16 protein-coding genes, 1 tRNA gene and 2 pseudogenes are annotated in these 22,223 nt (G+C 61.9%); 6 read left to right on the forward strand and 13 right to left on the reverse strand.

Annotated elements, in window-relative coordinates; all coding sequences use genetic code 11:
• Positions 1–50: 50 nt before the first annotated feature.
• Positions 51–1,460 (reverse strand): glutamate--tRNA ligase, encoded by a 1,410-nt coding sequence (gene gltX / locus FNZ07_RS24940; protein ID WP_091013972.1) that lies wholly within the window; start codon positions 1,458–1,460, stop codon positions 51–53.
• A 385-nt stretch (positions 1,461–1,845) separates the two neighbouring features.
• Between gltX and FNZ07_RS24945 the strand changes: the two genes are divergently transcribed.
• Positions 1,846–2,808, forward strand: coding sequence for a patatin-like phospholipase family protein (locus FNZ07_RS24945; RefSeq protein WP_177228293.1), 963 nt, complete (start codon positions 1,846–1,848; stop codon positions 2,806–2,808).
• An 87-nt stretch (positions 2,809–2,895) separates the two neighbouring features.
• On the opposite strand, the pseudogene FNZ07_RS24950 reads toward FNZ07_RS24945, so the two are convergent.
• The 5 genes and pseudogenes from FNZ07_RS24950 to FNZ07_RS24970 all read right to left on the reverse strand — a co-directional run bounded on the left by FNZ07_RS24950 (position 2,896) and on the right by FNZ07_RS24970 (position 9,515).
• Positions 2,896–3,602 (reverse strand): annotated as a pseudogene (locus FNZ07_RS24950) (C40 family peptidase).
• A 127-nt stretch (positions 3,603–3,729) separates the two neighbouring features.
• On the reverse strand, positions 3,730–5,343 hold the full coding sequence (locus FNZ07_RS24955; protein WP_407670678.1) for an ABC transporter ATP-binding protein: 1,614 nt from the start codon (positions 5,341–5,343) through the stop codon (positions 3,730–3,732).
• Between the two features lie 23 nt (positions 5,344–5,366).
• Positions 5,367–6,473, reverse strand: coding sequence for an ABC transporter permease (locus FNZ07_RS24960; protein ID WP_091013985.1), 1,107 nt, complete (start codon positions 6,471–6,473; stop codon positions 5,367–5,369).
• 1 nt (position 6,474) lies between these two features.
• A complete protein-coding gene (locus FNZ07_RS24965; RefSeq protein WP_091013989.1) occupies positions 6,475–7,512 on the reverse strand; it encodes a microcin C ABC transporter permease YejB in 1,038 nt (345 codons plus the stop codon).
• A gap of 57 nt (positions 7,513–7,569) precedes the next feature.
• Positions 7,570–9,515, reverse strand: a pseudogene (locus FNZ07_RS24970) (extracellular solute-binding protein).
• Between the two features lie 110 nt (positions 9,516–9,625).
• Between FNZ07_RS24970 and fabI the strand changes: the two are divergent.
• On the forward strand, positions 9,626–10,417 hold the full coding sequence (fabI, locus tag FNZ07_RS24975) for an enoyl-ACP reductase FabI (protein WP_091013995.1): 792 nt from the start codon (positions 9,626–9,628) through the stop codon (positions 10,415–10,417).
• 107 nt (positions 10,418–10,524) lie between these two features.
• Here fabI and FNZ07_RS24980 read toward each other — a convergent pair whose 3' ends face one another.
• On the reverse strand, positions 10,525–10,884 hold the full coding sequence (locus tag FNZ07_RS24980; RefSeq protein ID WP_091013998.1) for a hypothetical protein: 360 nt from the start codon (positions 10,882–10,884) through the stop codon (positions 10,525–10,527).
• Positions 10,885–11,454: 570 nt separating this feature from the next.
• On the opposite strand from FNZ07_RS24980, the gene FNZ07_RS24985 reads away from it, so the two are divergent.
• Entirely contained in the window at positions 11,455–12,654 is a 1,200-nt protein-coding gene (locus tag FNZ07_RS24985; RefSeq protein WP_091014000.1) for a Fic family protein, read from the forward strand.
• Between the two features lie 145 nt (positions 12,655–12,799).
• Here FNZ07_RS24985 and FNZ07_RS24990 read toward each other — a convergent pair.
• The 6 genes from FNZ07_RS24990 to cysS form a co-directional block, all read right to left on the reverse strand.
• Positions 12,800–12,893, reverse strand: a tRNA-Ser gene (locus FNZ07_RS24990).
• A gap of 173 nt (positions 12,894–13,066) precedes the next feature.
• Positions 13,067–14,317: an aspartate kinase gene (locus FNZ07_RS24995; RefSeq protein ID WP_091014003.1), complete on the reverse strand. Its 1,251-nt coding sequence runs from the start codon at positions 14,315–14,317 to the stop codon at positions 13,067–13,069.
• A 488-nt stretch (positions 14,318–14,805) separates the two neighbouring features.
• Complete coding sequence (gene tilS, locus FNZ07_RS25000) at positions 14,806–16,233, reverse strand: tRNA lysidine(34) synthetase TilS (protein ID WP_091014008.1); 1,428 nt, start codon at positions 16,231–16,233, stop codon at positions 14,806–14,808.
• 71 nt (positions 16,234–16,304) lie between these two features.
• On the reverse strand, positions 16,305–17,276 hold the full coding sequence (locus tag FNZ07_RS25005) for an acetyl-CoA carboxylase carboxyltransferase subunit alpha (RefSeq protein ID WP_091014011.1): 972 nt from the start codon (positions 17,274–17,276) through the stop codon (positions 16,305–16,307).
• 116 nt (positions 17,277–17,392) lie between these two features.
• The gene (locus FNZ07_RS25010) at positions 17,393–18,466 is read right to left on the reverse strand and encodes a DNA-3-methyladenine glycosylase family protein (protein WP_091014014.1); all 1,074 of its coding nucleotides are present in this window, start codon (positions 18,464–18,466) and stop codon (positions 17,393–17,395) included.
• A 47-nt stretch (positions 18,467–18,513) separates the two neighbouring features.
• The gene (cysS, locus tag FNZ07_RS25015) at positions 18,514–19,911 is read right to left on the reverse strand and encodes a cysteine--tRNA ligase (RefSeq protein ID WP_091014018.1); all 1,398 of its coding nucleotides are present in this window, start codon (positions 19,909–19,911) and stop codon (positions 18,514–18,516) included.
• A 249-nt stretch (positions 19,912–20,160) separates the two neighbouring features.
• Between cysS and FNZ07_RS25020 the strand changes: the two genes are divergently transcribed.
• The 3 genes from FNZ07_RS25020 to FNZ07_RS25030 all read left to right on the forward strand — a co-directional run bounded on the left by FNZ07_RS25020 (position 20,161) and on the right by FNZ07_RS25030 (position 22,196).
• Positions 20,161–20,889, forward strand: a complete 729-nt coding sequence (locus FNZ07_RS25020) for a tetratricopeptide repeat protein (RefSeq protein ID WP_091014023.1) — start codon at positions 20,161–20,163, stop codon at positions 20,887–20,889.
• An 84-nt stretch (positions 20,890–20,973) separates the two neighbouring features.
• Positions 20,974–21,555: a peptidylprolyl isomerase gene (locus FNZ07_RS25025; RefSeq protein WP_091014026.1), complete on the forward strand. Its 582-nt coding sequence runs from the start codon at positions 20,974–20,976 to the stop codon at positions 21,553–21,555.
• Positions 21,556–21,701: 146 nt separating this feature from the next.
• Positions 21,702–22,196 (forward strand): peptidylprolyl isomerase, encoded by a 495-nt coding sequence (locus FNZ07_RS25030; RefSeq protein WP_091014029.1) that lies wholly within the window; start codon positions 21,702–21,704, stop codon positions 22,194–22,196.
• Positions 22,197–22,223: the final 27 nt, after the last annotated feature.

Genomic DNA, 22,223 nt, shown 5'->3' on the forward strand with positions numbered 1-22,223 from the left:
GAGAGTCGCGACCCGCAACTTTTTGCAGGGCCGCGCGCAGGGCTTCACATTCAGGCAAGCGCCTTCTCGATACGACTCACTACAACCTCGCGACCGAACAGCATCAGCACGCTATCGATCGACGGCGTATGGGTCGTGCCCGCCACGAGCAGACGGACCGGCATCGCGAGTTGCGGCATCTTCAGCTTGTGCGTAGCGAGCGTTGCTTTCAGCGCGGCAGCGATGCCCTCCTTCGTCCATTCGGCGCTCTTTAACGCGGCGACGAAATCGGCGAGTGCGGGCCGCACGACGTCGGTCACATGCTGCGCGATTGCTTCGGGTTCGGGGTTCGGTGCGCGATAGAACATCGCGGCGTTTTCCGCGATCTCCTTCACCGTCGATGCACGGTCCTTCAGCAGCCCGATCACGGCCGGCAGATCGGCACCTTGCGCAAGCGCTGCCGCATCGATATCAAGACTCTCGAAGAACGGACGAGCGAGCTCAGCCAGGCGCGCGTTATCGGCTTCCTTGATGTAGTGGTTATTCAACCAGTTGAGCTTGTCGTGATCGTATTGCGCCGGCGACTTGCCCAGATGATCGAGGTCGAACCACTCGACAAACTGCTCACGCGTAAAAATCTCCGCATCGCCGTGCGACCAGCCGAGACGCGCGAGATAGTTGACCACTGCTTCGGGCAGATAGCCCGCGTCGCGATAGCCCATCACGCTCATCGCGCCGTGCCGCTTGCTCATCTTTTCGCCCTGCTCGTTCAGCACGGTGGGCAGATGCGCATAGACCGGCGGCTCGCCGCCGAGCGCGCGCAGGATGTTGATCTGACGCGGCGTATTGTTCACGTGATCGTCGCCGCGAATCACGTGTGTGATGCGCATGTCGAGATCGTCGACGACGACACAGAAGTTGTACATCGGCGTGCCGTCGGGACGCGCGATCACGAGGTCGTCGAGCTCATCGTTCGAGATCTCGATGCGCCCTTTCACCGCGTCGTCCCACGCGACGACGCCCGTCAACGGATTGCGAAAGCGCAGCACAGGCTCGACGCCGGCCGGCGGCACCGGCAGCGTCTTGCCGGGCTCCGGTCGCCATGTGCCGTCGTAGCGCGGCTTCTCGCCGGCCGCACGCTGACGTTCGCGCAACGCATCGAGTTCTTCCGTCGACATGTAGCACGGGTACGCAAGCCCCTGCTCCGTCATCTGCTTCAGCACTTCGCGATAACGGTCCAGACGCTGCATCTGGTAGAACGGGCCTTCGTCGTAACCGAGATCGAGCCAGGCCATGCCTTCGAGGATCGCATCGACGGCTTCCGTCGACGAGCGCTCGACGTCGGTATCCTCGATGCGCAGCACGAAGGTGCCTTTCATCTTGCGGGCGAACGCCCACGGATATAGCGCGGAACGAATGTTGCCGAGGTGGATGAAGCCGGTGGGGCTGGGCGCGAAACGGGTACGAACGGAGGTGGTCATTAGCGGCTACTCGAAGGCGAGCGGCGCTGCGCGGGCTAGAAAAATGTCGCGCAGCGACGGCGGAACGGGTCACGCGGCCAGCTATGCGGCGCGTGTGTCCGGATGAAAAATGCAAGTCACGGATTATACCTGCCGTGCGGCCTAGCCTGGCCTCGCACGCTGCCCTCGCACGCTGCGATCGAACGACGTGCCGGACATGGCATTGCATCGCGCATTGCGGCCGGAAAGCACGCAATTCCGCCGCCCAGCCGCTTTGCATTATGATGTGCGCGCGCCGTCGTCCGGTTCGACGCAGGCGTGGGACGATCGCCTTCTGCGATCGTGTTCGCAAGATCGCGGCGTCTGCCCGCCTCGCTGTGCGGCGACGCTACTGCTGGAGAAATCGTTGAACCCTTCCTCACCTCGTTCAGGCCGCCGCGCGTTTTCTTTGGCCGCGGCCTCCGCTGTTCTCGCCGCGTGTACGACCACCGGCAGCAAACCCGACACCACCACCAGCGACACATCGACTGGCACCCCGGCCAGTGTCACCCCACCGCCGGCCGTCAAGCCAGTGCGCCCGCTGCGCGTCGGTCTCGCGCTAGGCGGCGGCGCCGCCCGCGGCTTCGCGCACATCGGTGTGATCAAGGGGCTGGAAGCGCACAACATCAAGGTCGACCTGATTGCCGGTACAAGCGCGGGCGCCGTTGTCGGTGCACTCTACGCTTCGGGCATGAATGGCTTCGCGCTGAACAAGCTCGCACTCGTCATGGACGAAGCCTCGATCAGCGACTGGGCCATGCCGTTTCGCACACGCGGTTTCCTGCAAGGCGTCGCGTTGCAGAACTATCTGAACACGACGCTCAACAACCGGCCGATCGAAAAGATGGCGAAGCCGCTCGGCATTGTCGCCACGGACCTGAAAACCGGTCAGCCGATCCTGTTCCAGCGCGGCAATACGGGCATCGCCGTGCGCGCATCGTGCAGCGTGCCGTCGGTGTTCGAGCCCGTGAAGATGGGTGGCCACGAATATGTCGACGGTGGGCTCGTGAGTCCGGTGCCGGCATCGTTTGCGCGCAAGATGGGTGCGGACTTCGTGATCGCGATCGATATCTCCGCGCGCCCCGAAACCGCGCTCACGCAAAGCTCGTTCGACGTTCTGCTGCAGACCTTCACGATCATGGGTCAAACCATCAAGACCTATGAGCTCGACAAATACGCCGACATCGTGATCCGGCCGAATCTGAGCGTGATGAGCGGCAGCGACTTCGGGCAACGCAACGCGGCGATTCTCGCGGGCGAGGAAGCGGTGGCGAAGATCATGCCGGAGCTGCAACGCAAGCTCGCCGCGGCGAGCCCTGCAATGGTCTGATCGTCGCGTTATGGCGACGTAAAAAAAGCCTGCTTGTTTCGAAGCAGGCTTTTTTGCTGCTACCGGCGGCGCCGGCAGACGCGGGACTTAGTTACCCGACGTGCCGATCGTAGCGCTCACCCGTTGCCGGAGATCTTCACCCTGTTGATACGAGGTCTCGACCCGGCGTGCGCCCGTAAAACGCTTTTCCCAGTAACCGTCATCCAGATCGTCGACACGGATCGTGCTGCCCGTGGACGGCGAATGCACGAACTTGTTGTCGCCAATGTAGATGCCCACGTGCGAGAACGTGCGGCGCATCGTATTGAAGAACACAAGATCGCCGGGTTTCAGTTCGCTCATGCGCACCTTCTCGCCGACGCGACTCATTTCTTCCGCGCGCCGCGGGAGCGCCATGCCGAGCGTGTCCTGGAACACGTAACGAACGAAGCCGCTGCAGTCCAGCCCGGAATCTGGCGTATTGCCGCCCCAGCGGTACCGCACGCCGATCATGTTCAGCGCACCGACCACCACGTCGCCAGCCTTACCGGCCATGCCGGACAGGAACGAGCGCGCGCTGCTGTCGCCAGTCGACGCAGCAGGTGCAACCGCAGCTTGCGGAGCAGGGGTTGACTGAAAAGTGGGGAGCGAGGGGAATTCGAGGAAGTCGCCCCGTTCTGGGACGAAAGCAAGGCATTCTGGCTAAAACCGCTGGCTTCGTCGGCGAAAACACTGGAAGTTGCGGTTAGGAGTACGCCAATGAACATTCCGGCGACAACGCGAGTGCAAACTTGAGTAAGAGATCGCTGCTGCATTGGTCGGTAGATTTTGCCTAAAAAACAGGTAGTTGCAGAAAAAGTTTGGTCGATACTAGCCAGTAAGTATTCATGTGTCAAAACAAATAGAAAAATACAATCGCAATACGCACCCAATTGGTGAATATCAGCGCTCGAACGCCGCTTTCAGTAGCTTTCGAGTGTAAGGATGGGCGGGCTCAGCAAAAATTTTCTCGACTTCCCCGGTTTCGACGATGGAACCGTTCTGCATGACCGCCACCCGGTGTGCCATTGCACCGATTACCGCAAGATCGTGGCTGATGAAGACGAAGCCGAGGTTGTACTTGTGCTGCAAGCCCGCCAGCAGTTTCAGCACCTGCTGCTGGATCGAAACGTCGAGCGCACTGGTCGGCTCGTCCAGAATCAGGATGCGCGGCTCCAGCACCAGAGCGCGCGCGATCGCAATGCGCTGGCGCTGGCCGCCGGAAAACTCGTGCGGATAACGCTGCAGGACCGTGCGGTCCAGGCCGACCTCGCGCAGCACACTGATGACCTTCTCGCGGCGCCCAGCCGCATCGAGTTGCGGACGATGCAGCTCCAGCCCCTCGCCGACAATCCGCTCGATCGTGTGTCGCGGCGAAAGCGAACTGAATGGATCCTGAAAGACAACCTGCATGTTCGAGCGCAGCGCGGTCTGTTCGTGTCCGCGGAAGCTTGCGAGCGCCCTGCCCTGGAACTCGATGTCGCCGTGCACGACGCGCTGCAAGCCGAGCAGCGCCATCGCGAGCGTCGACTTGCCCGAACCCGATTCGCCGACAATGCCAAGCGTCTCGCCCTGACGCACCGACAGGCTCGCTTTCGATACCGCGCTAAAATGCCCCGCGCGAAACCAGCCGTTGAAGCCCGCCAGCTTCGTGCGGAAATCGACGGACACATCGCGTGCTTCGAGCAGCACCGGCGAGATCGGAATGACCGGCACCACTGTGCGTTCGGGACGACTCTCCAGCAAACGACGCGTATACGGATGCTGAGGCGACGAAAAAATCGCATCGACGGTACCGCTCTCAACCAGCTTGCCGCGCTCCATCACCGCGACGCGCTGCGCGAAACGGCGCACGAGATTCAGATCGTGTGTGATCAGCAGCACGGCCATGCCGCGCTTTTCCGCTTCGTCGCGTTGCAGTTCGAGCAATAGCTCGACGATCTGCGCGCGGATCGTGACGTCGAGCGCGGTAGTGGGTTCGTCGGCGAGCAACAGACGCGGACGACACGCGAGCGCCATCGCGATCATCGCGCGCTGCCGCTGTCCGCCGGACAATTGATGCGGATAGCTGTTCACGCGCTTGCCCGGCTCCGCGATGCCGGTGCGATCGAGCAGCGCGACCGTGCGCTTGCGCGCCTCACGTGCGCTCACGTCATCGTGCAGCACGATCGTCTCCGCGATCTGATCGCCGATCGTATACAGCGGATTGAGCGCTGACATCGGCTCCTGGAAGATCATCGCGATGTCGGAGCCGCGCATTTCGCGCATGCCGCGCTCGCTCTTCGCGAGCAGATCCTCGCCGCCGAAGCGTATCGCCCCGCTCACCTGGGCATCGCTGAGCAGACGCAGGATCGACAGCGCCGTGACGGTCTTGCCCGAGCCCGACTCGCCGACGAGCGCCACCCGCTCGCCGCGCTCGATCGCGAGCGTGACGTCGTCGACCGCGACGGTATCGCCGAAACTCACGTGCAGGTGGTCCAGTTCCAGCAGCGGGCCAGCGGGCGATAGTGTCGGCATTGACATTGGTGTTGCAGCCGCGCTCATTGATTGCCTCCCGCGCGCATCGCGTCCGCCATGCGCGTGTCGAGCGCGTTACGCAATGCATCGCCCATGAAGGTCAGCAACAGCAGCATTGCCACGAGCACGCCGAACGTCGACAACGAGATCCACCATGCGTCGAGATTTGCCTTGCCCTGCGCGAGCAGTTCGCCGAGGCTCGGCGTCGGCGACGGCACGCCGAGGCCGAGAAAATCGAGGCTAGTCAGCGCGAGAATCGAGCCGCTCATGCGGAACGGCAGGAACGTGATGACCGGCGTCAGGCTGTTCGGCAACACGTGGCGCCAGATGATCTGCCAGTTCGACAGCCCCATCGCGCGCGCCGCGCGGACGTAGTCCTGGTTGCGGTTGCGCAGGAATTCCGCGCGCACGTAATCGGATAGCCCGATCCAGCCGAACAGCGACAGCAGCACGATCAGCAGGATGAAACCGGGCTCGAAGATCGACGCGAAGATGATCAGCAGATACAGCTCCGGCATCGCGCTCCATATCTCGATCAGCCGTTGCCCGACGATGTCGATACGTCCGCCGAAGAAACCCTGCACCGCGCCCGCCAATACGCCAAGCACCGTGCCGATCAACGTCAGCACGAGCGCAAACTCAACCGATACGCGAAAGCCGTACAGCAGGCGCGCGAACAGGTCGCGGCCGCGGTCGTCGGTGCCGAGCCAGTTATCACGCGACGGCGGCGCCGGGTTCGCCGCTTTCGAAAAATAGTTCAGCGTGTCGTAGTAGTAGCGGTTCGGCGGATAGAGCGCGAAATTGCCGGGCGTATCGAAGCGATGCTTGATATACGGATCGAGATAATCGGCTGCCGTCGGAAAATCGCCGCCGAAAGTCGTCTCCGGGTAAGTCTTGAAGAGCGGGAAATACAGATGTCCGTCGTAGCGCACGACGAGCGGCTTGTCGTTCGACCATAGCGGCCCGGCGAGACTCGCCGCAAATGCGACGACGAAGACGATCAGACTCCAGTAGCCGAGGCGCTGCTGCTTGAAGCGTTGCCAGACGCGGCGCGCCGGCGACGGTGACACAAAAGCGCGCACGGTCTGCGTGCGCGCGGCAAGATCGGATCGGACGCGGGCTCGATTCAAGTCAGCGCTCCAGTTGTTCGAATTGAATGCGCGGATCGACCCAGACGTAGCAAAGGTCCGAGATGAGCTTCGTCGCGAGGCCGATCAGCGTGAAAAGATAGAGCGTGCCGAGCACGACCGGATAGTCGCGCCGCGTCACCGACTCGTACGACAGCAGACCGAGACCGTCGAGCGAGAACAGTGTTTCGATCAGCAGGCTGCCGGTGAAGAACGCGCCGATAAACGCTGCCGGGAAACCGACAATCAGCGGCAGCAGCGCGTTGCGGAACACATGCTTCCACAGTACTCGCCGCTCCGACAGCCCCTTCGCTCGCGCGGTCAGCACGTACTGCTTGCGGATCTCGTCGAGAAACGCGTTCTTGGTCAACATCGTGACGACCGCGAAACTGCCGACCACCGACGCGAACACAGGCAGCGTGATATGCCACAGGTAATCGACGATCTTGCCGCCTACAGAAAGCTGCGCCCAGTTATCCGACGTGAGGTTGCGCAGCGGAAAGATCTGCAGGAACGATCCGCCGCCGAACAGCACGAGCAACAATATGCCGAGCACGAAACCCGGAATCGCATAGCCGAACAGCACGAGCAGGCTCGTCGCAAAGTCGAAGCGCGAGCCGTTGCGCACCGCCTTCGCGATGCCGAGCGGCACCGAAATCAGATACGTGAGAAAGAAGGTCCACAGGCCGATGCTGATCGACACCGGCAGCTTCGAGACGATCAGCGACCACACACTTTGATGCCGGAAGTAACTGTCGCCGAGGTCGAAGCGCAGGAAGCGTTTGAGCATCAGCCCATAGCGTTCGAGCGGCGGTTTGTCGAAACCGTATAGCGCCTTGAGTTGCGCGATCTGCTGCGCGTCGACGCCGCTATGCGCACGCAGACCGAACGGCGCGCCCTGCTCCGCGCCTCTGCGCATGTCATGCACGGCCTGCTCGACAGGACCTCCGGGCACGAACTGGATCACCACGAACGTGAGCGTCAGCACGCCGAACAGCGTCGGGATCATCAGCAGCAGACGTTTGAGGATGTAGCTCCACATAGGCGGCGATCGGGCAAACGGGCTAGAGAGAAGGAATGGCGACGAACGGCGCGCGGGTCAGTGCGGTACGAACCACCACGTCGAGGTGATCCAGTCGTTTGCCTGATAGTACAGCGGCAGCGTCTTCGGCCATGCGAGTCCGCGTCTGAAGGCGACGCGGTGCACCGCGCTATACCATTGCGGCACCACATAGTAGCCATGCATCAGGACGCGGTCGAGCGCATGAGTTGCATCGACGAGCTGCTCGCGTGTCTGTGCCTTTACGAGCGTATGCAGGATCGCATCGACGGCCGGCGAACGCAGGCCGATCAGATTGCCTGATCCGGGCTCGCCGGCTGCCTTGCTGCTGAACCGGTCGATCTGTTCGGAGCCCGGCAGTTGAACGTCGGGATAGCGGAGGCTCGTCATATCGTAGTCGAAGGCGTCGAGCCGCTTCTGATACAGCGCGAAGTCGACCGCGCGAAACTTCGCTTCGATGCCGAGCTTCTGCAGATTGCGAACATACGTCGCGACGATCGGTTCCATCGATTGCGCCGAACCCGAGTCGTCGAGAATCTCGAACGAGAACGGTTGTCCCTGGGCGTTACGCAATGCACCGTTCCGGTAAGTCCAGCCTGCCTGCGCGAGCAGTGCACGCGCCTGCAGCAGATTCGCGCGCAGCGAACCGGGTGGGTCGGTGTCGGGCTGCAGCGGTGGCGGCCCGAACACGGCCGGGTCGAGCTGTGCGCGCCACGGGTTGAGGAGCGCAAGCTCGCCTGGCGACGGCAGCCCGGTCGCTTTCAGATCGGTATTCGAGAAGAAGCTGTCGATACGCGTGTACTGGCTATAAAAAAGCCGGCTATCCAGCCATTCGAAGTCGAACGCCAGGTCAAGCGCCTTGCGTACCCGCACATCCTGGAAGAGCGGCCGTCGCAGGTTGAGAAGGAAGCCCTGCATACCGACGCCGTTGTGCTGCTCGAACTCATGCTTGATCAGCTCGCCGCTATCGAACTTCTTGCCGACTATCCCGCGCACCCAGTTGCGTGCGACGTTCTCGACGTACGCGTCGTACTCGCCAGCCTTGAATGCTTCGACCCGCACCACCGGATCCGAGTACAGCTTGTAGACGAGGCGATCGAAATTGTTGGTGCCGACGCGCACCGGCAACGCCGCGCCCCAGTAGTTCGGATCGCGTTTGTAGGTAATCGTGCGGCCGTTCTCGTAGCTTTCGATGACATAGGGCGCGCTGCCGATCGGCTGCTCAAACGCCAGCTGATCGAACGGCACGCGCGAGCCGTCCGGCTTCAAGCCCCACTTCTGCGAAAACACCGGGATGCTGCCCGCGAGCATCGGCAGCTCGCGGTTCGGTTGGCGGAACTCGAAGCGGATGGTGGCCGGATCGACCACGACCGCGCGCGTGATGTCGGTGAAATAGGCGGCCAGCGCAGGCGAAGCCTGCGGGCTTTTCAGCATGTCGAACGAAAACTTGACGTCGGCGGCCGTGACGGGATCGCCGTTCGAGAAATGCGCGCGCGGGTTGATATGGAAAGTCGTCGACAGACGGTCGGGGCGATGCGGATGTCGTCGGCGAGCAGGCCGTAAGCGGACGCCGGCTCGTCGGCGCTGCCTATCGTCAGCGCTTCGAACAGCATATCGATGCCCGGCGCCGCAGTGCCGCGCATCGTGAACGGGTTGAACTTGTCGAAGCTGGTCCGGCGGTCCGGGTTCGCCATCACGAGCGTGCCGCCCTTCGGCGCGTCCGGATTCACATAGTCGAAATGCTTGAAATCCGCTGGATACTTCGGTTCGCCGTATTGCGCGATCGCATAGACCGCATGTGCAGGAAGCGCGGGCAACAACGAGGCGAGCAACGTGCCGCACACCCAAATGAAGGCTGCTGGCCGCAACGTCGGCCGGCGCGCCAACCCGTGCTTCGATAACTGACAACGAACCCGCGACAGCATTCGAACTACGGCGCGCCAGCCTGCACGAGGCGCGTCAATCCATCGCGAACCAGTTGTCATAAGGGCCTTGCTAATCGGGAGGCAGTGGCAATGTGAGAGAATTCTACCCAAAATCCTGCGCGCCTCACGCATGCCTCGTGTGATGCGCGCTGACTTCATCAGGAGCATTCATGGGCTTTCTCGCTGGTAAACGAATCCTGCTGACCGGCTTGCTGTCGAACCGTTCGATCGCATACGGCATTGCGCAGGCATGCAAACGCGAAGGCGCGGAACTCGCGTTCACCTATGTCGGCGACCGCTTCAAGGACCGTATCACCGAATTCGCCAGCGAGTTCGGCAGCGATCTCGTGTTCCCCTGCGACGTCGCCGACGATGCGCAGATTGACGCGCTGTTCGCTTCATTGAAGACGCGTTGGGATAGTCTCGACGGCCTCGTCCACTCGATCGGCTTTGCCCCGCGTGAAGCGATTGCCGGCGACTTCCTCGACGGCATGACGCGCGAAAACTTCCGCATCGCGCACGACATCTCCGCCTACAGTTTCCCGGCGCTCGCCAAAGCCGCGCTGCCGATGCTCTCGCAGGATGCGGCGTTGCTCACGCTGTCGTATCTCGGCGCCGAACGCGCAATTCCGAACTACAACACGATGGGGCTCGCGAAGGCCTCGCTCGAAGCCAGCGTGCGTTATCTTGCCGTCTCGCTCGGTGCGAAGGGTGTGCGGGTGAACGGGATTTCGGCAGGTCCAATCAAGACGCTGGCCGCGAGCGGCATCAAGGGCTTCGGCAAGATTCTCGAATTCGTCGAGGGCAACGCGCCGCTACGGCGCAATGTCACGATCGAACAGGTCGGCAATACCGCGGCGTTCCTGTTGTCGGATCTCGCGGCTGGGGTGACGGCCGAGATCGTGCATGTCGACAGCGGCTTTAACGCCGTGGTGGGCGGCATGGCTGTCGTGGCGGAGTAAGCTGGTCTTCCGGACGTTGCTCGCGCAACCATAAAAAAACCGCCCTGGTTGGGCGGTTTTTTTTGCGCGCCTTTTGCGCGTTTGCTGGCGTGTCGACGCGCGGCGGCTTAGTGCCAGCGGCCGTTGCCGTGGTCCCAGCGGCCACCACCGTGGTCCCAGCGTCCCGGCCCACGACGACGATTCCATTCATCGCGGCCCCAGTAGCGGCGGCCATCCCAGTAGCGGTCGCCGTGCCAGCCGATCACGATCGCCGGACCACCGTAGACAGGGGCGCCATAGACGGGCGCACCGTACACCGGCGCCGGTTGATACACGACCGGCGGCGGCGCATAAACAGGCGCCGGCGCGGCATAAACCGGCGCGGGGATGCCGATGTTCAGGCCGATGTCCACGTGAGCCATTGCTGCGCTCGATGCGCCAATGGCCAATGCCCCGATCACCAGCGTAACAAGACGTGCGGACTTCATAGGTTCACCTCTTCTGGAGACATGTTTTGTTGACTCGACTATAGCGCAGGGAGGCTTGCCGCATATTTCGAGTTTGTAATAACTGATGCAACAAATCGCTCACGGAAGCCGCGAGTAACGTCTCGTTACACATCTCGGAGTGGCGTCATGGAGTCGATACAAATGCGTTTGCCGCGGTACGCGACAGCGGGCAATCGGTCGCGATTTCTGTCGTGCGTTCGAGTGGGATGGGTTGGTTTCATCCGGCGATGTCTGGTCGATGTCTGGCCGATACCTGGTATTGCCAGGTAACTGAACCATGCAGCAGACCGAACTCTCGACAACGCCTCGTCTTGCCATTGAGTGAACCGGGCGCAGAGGCCCCTACTCCCTCCCAGCTTCAACCAACGCCGTTCCCCCATATTGTGGAATACGGCCACATCGGAAAACCCGCTGACAGCCCGCTCAGTCAAGGCATCCACCGTCCTGGCACCACATCGATACGCTATTTAAGCCCGCTTACCTAAGCCTCATTCCTATTTAAACGAAAGGCCACTTGTTTAAATAAGGACCCGCGGCCATAATTTGTTGATGGCTAACGAGAATCTGACACATACCCGGCTTGGGCGCTTCGCCGACACTACGGCTGGCGGTGAGGTCGTGCGCGCCTTCGTTCCGCCACCTCTGCCGCCCGAACCACCTATCGATATTCTGGCCCTGCTCGACAGGTTGAGTCTCGCCGAGCGAGCGTTGGGGCGATTGGACGGCATCACGATGCTCCTCCCCCGCCAGGAGCTCTTCCTTTACATGTACGTGCGTAAAGAGGCCGTGCTCTCGTCCCAGATTGAAGGCACCCAATCAACCCTGACAGACCTTCTTCGCTTTGAAACCGAAGCGCAGGCCGGCCAGCCAATCGATGACGTCCGCGAAGTGTCAAATTACGTGGACGCGATGATGTATGGGTTGGATCGTCTTCAAACGCTACCGCTTTCTCTACGGCTGATTCGTGAAATGCATGCTCGTCTGCTGCGAAATGGCCGCGGCGGCGCGGCGAGCCCCGGCGAATTCAGGAGATCGCAAAACTGGATCGGCGGAACACGGCCGGGGAACGCCTTATATGTGCCGCCACCCGTCAACGAGCTCGATGCGTGCCTCGATGCACTTGAGCGATTCATGCATGAGGACCGTTCACGTCTGCCTGCCCTGCTCAAGGCAGGTCTACTCCACGTACAGTTCGAGAGCATTCACCCGTTTCTCGATGGTAACGGACGCATCGGCCGGCTCCTCGTCACTCTCTTCTTGAATACGCATGGGGTGCTACGCTCACCGCTGCTTTACCTGAGCCTTTACCTCAAAACGCACCGCGCCGATTACTACAGGCTCCTGCAGGAAGTACGCGAGCGTGGTGCCTGGGAGGCCTGGCTTGAATTCTTTCTCGATGGCGTCGCCGAGACAGCCAATCAAGCTTTTGATGCGGCCACGCGGATTATTGCTCTCTTCAAAGAGGATCGTGAGCGGATCACAGCTGAAAGTGAACGTGCGGGATCGGCTCTGCGAGTTCATGATTTATTGCAGCAAAATCCGTTTCTCACCTCCAACATCCTGGTCGATCGCACTGGCCTTACCGCGCCCACGATCAATGCAGCGCTCGCTGACCTGCAACGGCTTGAAGTAGTCGAGGAAGTAACTGGCCGTCGACGCGGCCGTGTCTTTGCTTATCGCCGTTACCTCGCAATTCTTGGCGAAGGTACTGATCCGCTGCCCGCCCCTTCAGCCACTCGAGGCGAGTGAGCATCCAGGGGCCAGCATTACTACGATGGAGTGTGTGTAGTACTGAACAAGATCGATTGCAGCGATATCAGCCGAACCCCAAAAACCGTCCGTCAAAACAAAAACCCCGCAGAGCCGAGACTCTACGGGGTTTCGCCACCATTGCTGGCGGAGACGGAGGGATTCGAACCCTCGATCCAGGTTTTGGCCCAGATGCTCCCTTAGCAGGGGAGTGCCTTCGACCTCTCGGCCACGTCTCCCAAACTTTCGCTCGCGCCAGGGAGGCAGCGCGACGAAGCCAAGATAATAGCGGGTTCGCCGATCGAGGTCAATTTTCAGAACGCACTTTTTATAAGCTGAAGCGTGACTGCAGTCACTGCAGTGTCACACCCCAGCCTGCTTCGCGCGATTCCGCACCGGCAGATGCCGGGTCTTACGCGTGATCGAGTTCGAAAGCCTTGTGAAGCGCGCGTACCGCGAGCTCCATGTACTTTTCGTCGATCAGCATCGAGATCTTGATTTCGGAGGTGGAGATCATCTGGATGTTGATGCCCTCTTCCGACAGCGTGCGAAACGCCGTGCTCGCGATACCGACGTGCGAGCGCATACCGACGCCGACCACCGATACCTTCGACACCTTCGGATCGCCCAGCACCTTCTCAGCGCTCACGTGGCCCTGCACCTGCCCCGTGAGGATATCCATCGCGCGTTGATAGTCGCCGCGACCGACCGTGAACGTGAAGTCGGTCTTGCCCTGCACGCTCTGGTTCTGGATGATCATATCGACGTCGATGTTCGCGTCCGCCACCGGGCCGAGAATCTGATAGGCGATACCCGGCTTGTCGGGTACACCCATTACCGCGATGCGGGCTTCGTCGCGCTGGAATGCAATGCCCGAGATGACTGCTTTTTCCATGGTCTCGTCTTCTTCAAAAGTGATCAGGGTGCCCGACGACATTTCGGCTTCGAGCGGCGTCAGCGGATCGGTCAGGCTGGACAGCACACGCGTCTTGACCTGAAACTTGCCGGCAAATTCCACCGAGCGGGTCTGCAGCACCTTCGAGCCGAGGCTCGCCATCTCCAGCATTTCCTCGAAGGTCACGCGGTCGAGCCGGCGCGCTTCTTCGACCACGCGCGGGTCGGTCGTATAGACACCGTCGACGTCCGTATAGATCAAACATTCGTCGGCTTTCAGCGCCGCGGCCACTGCAACCGCCGACGTATCCGAACCACCACGGCCAAGCGTCGTGATGTGGCCATCGGGATCGATGCCCTGAAAGCCCGTGATCACGACCACCTTGCCGGCGGCGAGGTCGTTCAGCACACGCTCGCCATCGATGTCGTGGATACGTGCCTTCGTGAATGCGCTATCGGTTTTGACCGGCACTTGCCAGCCGGTGTAGCTGACTGCATCGACGCCTGCTTCGTGCAGCGCGATGGTCAGAAGACCGACGCTGACCTGCTCGCCGGTCGACGCGATCATGTCGAGTTCACGCGGGCTCGGCTGCGGCGAAATCTCTTTCGCGAGACCGAGCAGGCGGTTGGTTTCGCCGGACATCGCGGAAGGCACGACGACCATCTTGTGGCCGGCCTTATGCCATTTCGCGACGCGCTTCGCGACATTCTTGATGCGCTCGACCGAGCCCATCGAAGTACCGCCGTATTTATGTACGATGAGTGCCATTGTCGTTCTGAACAGAGGAAGAAACCGCGTCGGGCACGTTGGAGACGGCCGCACAACAAGCAAACGTTCGGGAACGACAGCGAAGTATGTGGCGGCGCGGAGCAACGCGCGCGGATTTGCCCGCTGTGACCTGCATCACCGTTGATGGTCTGACGTGGTATCGCGACGCCGGGGCATGGAAAAAACCACGAGCAACCAGCGGCAGCGAATAAAACGTAGCGCGAAAAACGGCGAAGACAGGCCGGGCAAACGAGTAACCCTACCCGATTGGACGCAAAAAGACAAGCCGACAACCCGGTAATCCGTGCCGCAAAGGCTTACGTAGAAAGGATTTGCGGGAAAACCGTGGATCCCGGCCAGTCCGTGTTTCAACCCTATGTACGCCCTGTATGGCCCGACCGACCGGTCGGCAACGAGTGGCCCCGCCGCGGCAAACGGTGTGCATCGATCGCTACGACCGAGCGGCCGTTGCGCCCTCGTTCGCGTCGTCAGGCGATCGTCAGATCCTCGCGCCACTCGATCCGCCAGTAACGTTCCCCTGGCTGCTCCATCGCCGGCGCGAACGCGGCGCGGTTCACGCCGAGTAGCGGCACGAAGAGCAGTTCGTCGCCGGCGAAAAGCAGCGGCACGTCACGCTTCCACGACGGTACGCCACGCTCCTGGAACAGGTTCTTCAATGTACGCGCAGGTCCGCGTACCGTTACGCGCATGCGCTCGCCGCCAGCCCGCGAACGCGCGCTCAGCGGCCAGTGTGCGAGTGCCGTTGCGGGAACGGCGTCCGGGTCGTCGGCGTGACTTTCCGTGAACACGAAAGTGCCGCGCCATGGCAGCAGACGCCATACCGCCTCGCCGCGCCACCGGAATTCGACTGTGGCGCGCAGTACGAGCGCGGCACCGTCTGGCGCATCGGCGGGGTCCAGGCTGTCGCCGGCTTCCCAGTACACATCGTCGCGGTACACGCGCAACGCCTGCCCCGCGTGATCGACGCGCAGCCCGTGATCGTCGCCGACGGTGCGCAGTTGACGCAGCGCATCCGCAAGGCGTGCCGTCGATGCAGCCGGCAGTCCTTGCGCACGCATCCAGTAGCGCAGCAGATTCAGCGCACGTTCGTCATCGAGTACGAGCAACGCTGCGCGCGACAACGCACGCCCATCGTCCTGCGCGACCTCGCGCAGATCGAGGCGCGCCAGTTCGTCGAGCAGGCGTTGAGCCGATGCGGCATGCGCCGCCGTGCGCGACAGCGCGTCGCGAAAGCCGGGAAAGTGCACAGCGAGCGTAGGCAGCACCTCGTGACGCAACGCGTTGCGCGCATAGCGTGTATCCGCATTCGATTCGTCGTCGATCCAATGCAGCGTATGCGCCCGCGCATATTGCTCGAGCTGCGCGCGCAGCAGATGCAGCAGCGGCCGCACGCGCGGTGCCGCAGCGCCGGCCGGCAACCGCTCGGGCGCCATCGCGGCGAGCCCCGCGAGCCCCGCGCCGCGCAGCAGTTGCAGCAGCACCGTTTCGGCCTGATCGTCGGCGTGCTGCGCGAGCCACAGCGCGCGTGCGCCATGCGTCGTGCACAACGCATCGAGCGCGCGATAGCGCGCATCGCGCGCTGCGGCTTCGATGCCGGTACCGGCATCGCGTGCCACCTCGACGCGCCGATGCGCAAACTCGACTCCGCGCGCAGCCGCAAACGCCGCGCAGTGTGCGAGCCACGCATCCGCATGCGCGCTTAACCCGTGATGGACATGCAATGCCACGCAGCGCGCCGCACCCGCCACGCGCACTGTTGCGTCGAGAAGAACTGTCGAATCGAGGCCGCCGCTAAACGCGACTGCAATACGCGCGTCGTCGGCAAGCGTGGCTGACGCCGCACCGACGGCCTCGAGGACGAGGCGGTCGGCGGACGTTTCGGAAGAAGTTGTCACGGTGGATCACCGCGCAAAAGATGAAAGGCAAAGTGCGCCGGATGGCCGAAGCAAAACCGCCGGCACAGCGCTTACGCGCTCGGTGTCGTTTCCTTGAACTTGCCGTACGCCATCAGCCGGTCGAAACGGCGCTCGCGAAGATCCTGCGTGCTCATGCCCTGGAACTGCCGCAGCGAATCGGCAAGCGCGCGACGCAACAACGCAGCCATGCCTTTTGGATCGCGATGCGCGCCGCCGAGCGGTTCGTTGACGATCTTGTCGATCAGACCGAGCGCCTTCAACCGGTGCGCGGTCAGACCCAGTGCTTCGGCGGCTTCCGGTGCCTTGGCCGCGCTCTTCCAGAGAATCGACGCGCAGCCTTCCGGCGAGATCACCGAGTAGGTCGAGAATTGCAGCATCAGCACGCTGTCGCCGACAGCGATTGCGAGCGCACCGCCCGAACCGCCCTCACCGATGATCGTCGCGATGAGCGGCACCTTCAGTTCTGCCATCACGTACAGATTGCGGCCGATCGCTTCCGACTGGCCGCGCTCTTCCGCGCCGATGCCCGGATAGGCACCCGGCGTATCGATGAACGTGAAAATGGGCAGACCGAATTTTTCCGCGACGCGCATCAGACGCTCGGCCTTACGATAACCTTCCGGGCGCGGCATACCGAAGTTGCGCGCGGCGCGCTCCTTCGTATCGCGGCCCTTCTGCTGGCCGATCACCATGCACGCCTGACCGTTGAAGCGCGCGAGGCCACCGACGATCGACAGGTCGTCCGCGTACGAGCGGTCGCCGTGCAATTCGTGGAAGTCGGTGAACAGCTCGTTGACGTAATCGAGCGTATAAGGGCGCTGTGGATGCCGCGCGATCTGCGAGACCTGCCAGGGCGACAGATTCGCATACAGATCTTTCGTCAGCTGCTGGCTTTTCTTCGACAGCCGATCGATCTCTTCCGAAATGTCGACGGCCGAGTCATCCTGCACGAAGCGCAACTCTTCGATTTTCGCTTCGAGTTCCGCGATCGGCTGCTCGAAATCCAGAAAGGTGGTCTTCATTGGTGGGATCCTTGGACTTACCGGCAGCGCGTATTCTAACCGCGCGCGCCGTTCTCGAAGCGACCTCGCAACTATCAAACCTTAGAACCGATAGTTTACGGGTGTCGCTTGTACAGTCAGTAGTCGACGGTTAGCGGATCGAGGCTACGCCACATATACCAGGTCGCCACGGTACGCCACGGCTCCCAGTTCGCCGCAACCTCGCGTGCTTCGCTGCGCGTGACGGGTTCGCCGCTGAAATAGTTGACGCTGATCGCGCGGATCAAACCGAGATCGTCGAGCGGCAGCACATCGGGGCGCGACAGGTTGAAGATCAGGAACATCTCCGCGGTCCAGCGGCCGATGCCGCGAATCTGCGTAAGCTCCGCGATCACCGCCTCGTCTTCCATCGATGTCCACTTGCCGACGTGCAGCGCACCAGACACAAAGTGCTGGGCGAGATCGAGAATATATTCGGTCTTGCGCTTCGACAGTCCGCATGCAAGAAGCTTCTCCTGGCCGAGCTTGATGAACTGCTGCGGTACCAGTTTGGGGCACGCGCTCTCGACCCGTTGCCATGCAGCCTGCGCGGCAGCAACCGAAACCTGCTGGCCGACCACCGAACGCGCGAGCGTGACGAACGGATCGCCGCGCGACAGCAGGTGCACGGGGCCGAATTTCGGAATCAGTTTCTTGAGGATGCGGTCGCGCTTCACCAGATCGGCGCACGCCTTGTCCCAGTATGCGGGTCGCGTCGCTTCGGGCGTGAGCCCGTCGATCTGCACCGGCCCGGCTTCGGGATCCGACACGACCTGCGACTTGCGCACGACAGTGATTTCGCCATCGCGCGACGCGTCCAGTTCGCGTGCCTGGACGTCGCCCGCGAGCGCCTCGGGCAATGCGCCATTGCTTTTGACACCGCCGTTGCTGCCGGCGCGCACTTGCTTCGCACGCGCCGATCCTTTCAGGACTTTCGGTGTCCGCGATGCGTCGCCGTTGAGCGCACCAGGGGAGCGCTTCACGGCCATCTTCTTTGCCGCGACCGCGCCCGTGCGCGCATGCACCGCGCCATTCGCAGCTGTGGTCGCTACCTTCGATGCACCTTGCAGCGCGCGAGCGCTGCTGCCTCGCGCACGCGTCGTTTTTGCTACCGGTGCCGCGCCTGTCTTAGACGCGGTCCGTCTGGCCTGCGTCTTCGTGGCCGTTGCCATCCTGCCTCCTGCCTGGCGAGTCGATCAGAGGGAAGTGCGGGAAGCGCTCACACGCGCCGCCACTCAGTCAACCCGCCTGGTTTGTCTTCAAGTGCAATTCCGGCTTCGAGCAATTCAGCCCGGATCCGGTCTGCTTCGGCATAATCCTTCGCCTGCTTCGCGGCAACGCGCGCGGCGATCCGTGTTTCGATCGTCGCTGCGTCGAGCGCAGCGTCGCCTGTGCTGCCGTTCGCCTGCTGCAGGTACGCACGCGGCTCGCGGCCAAGCAGGCCGATCACCCGCGCGAGACCCTGCAATTGCCGTGCAAGCAAAGCGTTGCGCGTGCGATTGACTTCGCTCGCCAGTTCGAACAGCACCGACACGGCGACCGGCGTATTGAAGTCGTCGTTCATCGCTGCGCGAAACCGCTGCGCGTGTGCTTCGTTCCAGTCTAGGTCAGACGCGTGAGGTGTCACATCTTTCAATGCGGTATACAAACGCGTCAGTGCGCTGCGGGCATCGTCGATATGCGTATCGCTGTAATTGAGCGGTGACCGGTAGTGTGCACGCGCGATAAAAAAACGCACTACTTCGGCATCGTACTGCGCGAGCACCTCACGGATCGTAAAGAAATTGCCGAGCGACTTCGACATCTTCTCATTGTCGATCTGCACATAGCCGTTGTGCATCCAGTAGTTGACGAAAGTTTGCCCAGTCGCGCCTTCGCTCTGGGCAATTTCGTTTTCATGGTGCGGAAACTGCAGGTCCTGACCACCGCCGTGAATGTCGAAGTGGTCGCCGAGCAGCGTGCAGCCCATCGCGGAGCATTCGATGTGCCAGCCCGGCCGGCCGCGGCCGTACTTCGAATCCCAGCCGGTGTCGGCGGGTTCGTCGGGCTTCGCCTGCTTCCACAGCACGAAATCGAGTGGATCCTGTTTCGCGTCGTTCGCCGCGACGCGTTCGCCCGCGCGCAGGTCTTCGAGCGACTTGCCCGACAGCTTCCCGTAGTTCGCGAACTTGCGCACCGCATAGTTGACGTCGCCATCGGACGCCTGGTACGCATAGCCGTTCGCTTCGAGCTTCTCGATCAGACCGAGCATCTGCGGAATGTAATCGGTTGCGCGCGGTTCGTGATCGGGCCGCTCGATGCCGAGTGCGTCCGCATCTTCGTGCAGCGCCGCGATGAAGCGGTCGGTCAGCGACTTGATGCTCTCGCCGTTCTCGACCGCCCGTTTGATGATCTTGTCGTCGATGTCGGTGATGTTGCGGACATAGGTGACGTCATAGCCGAGCGTGCGCAGCCAGCGCTGCACGATGTCGAACACGACCATGACCCGCGCATGACCGATGTGACAATAGTCGTACACCGTCATGCCGCAGACGTACATTCGCACGACGCCTTCCCGAAGCGGCACGAAAGATTGCTTGTCACGCGCGAGCGTGTTGTAGATGCGCAGTGATTCCATAGAGACGGTGCGTGGGTCGAAGGAAATCCGCGTTGCATTTCCCGCAGGCTGGTCCGGTGAGTCACAGACTCCTGCACGGGCTTCATACGCTGCAGCACTTCGAGCAGCAAACCGGTGCACCTGGTGCGGCGGTCAGGCTGCCAACAACGCGGAGACGACCACGAGTGACGAAAAGACAGTCTGAGGTTCAACGGAACGCGCAGACCTTTTGTTAGAATGGGTCGGAGTATAACACCCAGACCTGAGCCTATGAAACCTTCCAGCGGCCGCGCGCATAGCGCTGCGACCCTCACCGCGACAGCCATTTTCGGCCTCGCGCTCACGCTTTTGCCCGGCGTCGCCGCGCATGCCCAGAAGGCCAGTCAACTACCGCAAGGACCGGCTGTGCGTGACGGCACGCCGGAGATCGATACGTCGATCGAGCAGAAGAACTGGACTCAGGCGCTCAAGCAACTCGACGCACGTATCGCGTCGAATCCGCGCGATGCTCAGGCAAAGTTCAAACGTGCCACGGTACTCGCCCGTCTGAACCGCGACGACGAAGCCATCGCTGCCTTCATTGAGCTCACGCAGATCTACCCCGAGCTTCCCGAGCCGTACAACAATCTGGCCGCGCTGTATGCGAAGCATGGTCGCTACGACGAAGCGCGCGCCGCACTTGAAACAGCGACGAAGGTCAATCCGGGTTACGGCCTCGCCTACGAAAATCTCGGCGACCTGTATCTGCGTCTCGCCAATGCGGCGTATCTGCGCGCGCAGGGCCTCGGCCACGCGAGTGCGATGACGCAGCAGCGTCTTGCAGACATCCAGAAGATTGTTGCGCCGCCCAAAACCGAGGCGAAGCCCACACGCAAAGCCGCGGTAGTCGACGATTACACGAACCGCGCCACGGCCAACATCACCAACACGCCGAGCTTCCAGTTCGGCGGCCCGAGCGGTTCGCTGGCCACACCGCCGTACGTTGCGCCTTCACAATAATCCGGCGTTCGAGAGCGTCGGCCCGTGCCGGCGAAGTTCGCCCCACAATTCGCCCTTTACGTTTTTTTCACTCCGAGGATCCTCATGAAATGGTTGATGCTGGCGCTCGGCAGCGCCGCCCTGATCGCAAACGCACCCGCATTCGCGCAAACGGCAACGCAGGCAGCGCATCCGTCCGTGCTGTTCAAGACGTCGCAAGGCGACATCCGCGTCGAGCTGTATCCGGAGAAAGCACCGAAGACGGTCGCGAATTTTCTCGACTACGTGAAGGCCGGCCAGTACAACGGCACGATCTTCCATCGCGTGATTCCGGGCTTCATGATCCAAGGCGGCGGCTACACGACCAGCTACGCTGAAAAGCCGACGCGCGCGCCGATTCAGCTCGAAAGCCGTAGCGGTCTGAAAAACGCAACCGGCACGATCTCGATGGCGCGCACGGGCGACCCCGATTCGGCAACCGCACAGTTCTTCATCAACACCGTCGACAACGCCGGCCTCGACTATCCAAACCCGGATGGCAACGGCTATGCGGTATTCGGCAAGGTGACGTCGGGCATGGACGTCGTGAAGAAGATCGAAGGCACGCCTACGACCTCGCGCGGCGAAATGGCCAACGTGCCGCAAAAGCAGATCGTGATCGAGTCGGCGACGATCGTCGGCAAATAAGCAATCAGTTACGCATCGAGCCGCGCCGGTACACGCAGCGAAACGGCGCGCTAACATAACCCATCGCTGCCGGCGCGGCACCGCGCGGCCCGATTGCCGCGAGTGCCGCGCTTTCCACTTAATCCTGAACTTCAAAGGTTGCCATCATGGTCGAACTGCATACGAATCACGGCGTCATCAAACTCGAACTGGACGCGGAAAAAGCACCGAAATCGGTCGAGAATTTCCTGAACTACGTGAAGGCCGGTCACTACGACAACACGGTGTTCCATCGCGTGATCGACGGCTTCATGATCCAGGGCGGCGGCTTCGAGCCGGGCATGAAGCAAAAGCCGACGGAAGCGCCGATCGTCAACGAAGCGAACAACGGCCTGAAGAACGTCAACGGTTCGATCGCCATGGCGCGCACGAACGACCCGCACTCGGCGACCGCCCAGTTCTTCATCAACGTGAACGACAACGACTTCCTGAACCACTCGTCGCCGACGCCGCAAGGCTGGGGTTACGCGGTGTTCGGCAAGGTCGTCGACGGTCTCGACATCGTCGAGAAGATCAAGAAGGTCAAGACCGGTTCGAAGGGCTTTCATCAGGACGTGCCCGCCGACGACGTGATCATCGAAAAAGCCGTCATCGCCGAGTAACCGGTAACAGGTCACCCTGCCGCGTAC

This window comes from Paraburkholderia megapolitana (assembly GCF_007556815.1).
Taxonomy (GTDB): Bacteria; Pseudomonadota; Gammaproteobacteria; order Burkholderiales; family Burkholderiaceae; genus Paraburkholderia; species Paraburkholderia megapolitana.

Bases quoted from the DNA above. Each gene is read 5' to 3' on its own strand.
- gltX (WP_091013972.1), bottom strand. From the start codon at position 1,460: ATGACCACCTCCGTTCGTACCCGTTTCGCGCCCAGCCCCACCGGCTTC.
- FNZ07_RS24955 (WP_407670678.1), bottom strand. From the start codon at position 5,343: ATGCCGACACTATCGCCCGCTGGCCCGCTGCTGGAACTGGACCACCTG.
- FNZ07_RS24965 (WP_091013989.1), bottom strand. From the start codon at position 7,512: ATGTGGAGCTACATCCTCAAACGTCTGCTGCTGATGATCCCGACGCTG.
- fabI (WP_091013995.1), top strand. From the start codon at position 9,626: ATGGGCTTTCTCGCTGGTAAACGAATCCTGCTGACCGGCTTGCTGTCG.
- FNZ07_RS24980 (WP_091013998.1), bottom strand. From the start codon at position 10,884: ATGAAGTCCGCACGTCTTGTTACGCTGGTGATCGGGGCATTGGCCATT.
- FNZ07_RS24985 (WP_091014000.1), top strand. From the start codon at position 11,455: ATGGCTAACGAGAATCTGACACATACCCGGCTTGGGCGCTTCGCCGAC.
- FNZ07_RS24995 (WP_091014003.1), bottom strand. From the start codon at position 14,317: ATGGCACTCATCGTACATAAATACGGCGGTACTTCGATGGGCTCGGTC.
- FNZ07_RS25005 (WP_091014011.1), bottom strand. From the start codon at position 17,276: ATGAAGACCACCTTTCTGGATTTCGAGCAGCCGATCGCGGAACTCGAA.
- FNZ07_RS25010 (WP_091014014.1), bottom strand. From the start codon at position 18,466: ATGGCAACGGCCACGAAGACGCAGGCCAGACGGACCGCGTCTAAGACA.
- cysS (WP_091014018.1), bottom strand. From the start codon at position 19,911: ATGGAATCACTGCGCATCTACAACACGCTCGCGCGTGACAAGCAATCT.
- FNZ07_RS25020 (WP_091014023.1), top strand. From the start codon at position 20,161: ATGAAACCTTCCAGCGGCCGCGCGCATAGCGCTGCGACCCTCACCGCG.
- FNZ07_RS25025 (WP_091014026.1), top strand. From the start codon at position 20,974: ATGAAATGGTTGATGCTGGCGCTCGGCAGCGCCGCCCTGATCGCAAAC.
- FNZ07_RS25030 (WP_091014029.1), top strand. From the start codon at position 21,702: ATGGTCGAACTGCATACGAATCACGGCGTCATCAAACTCGAACTGGAC.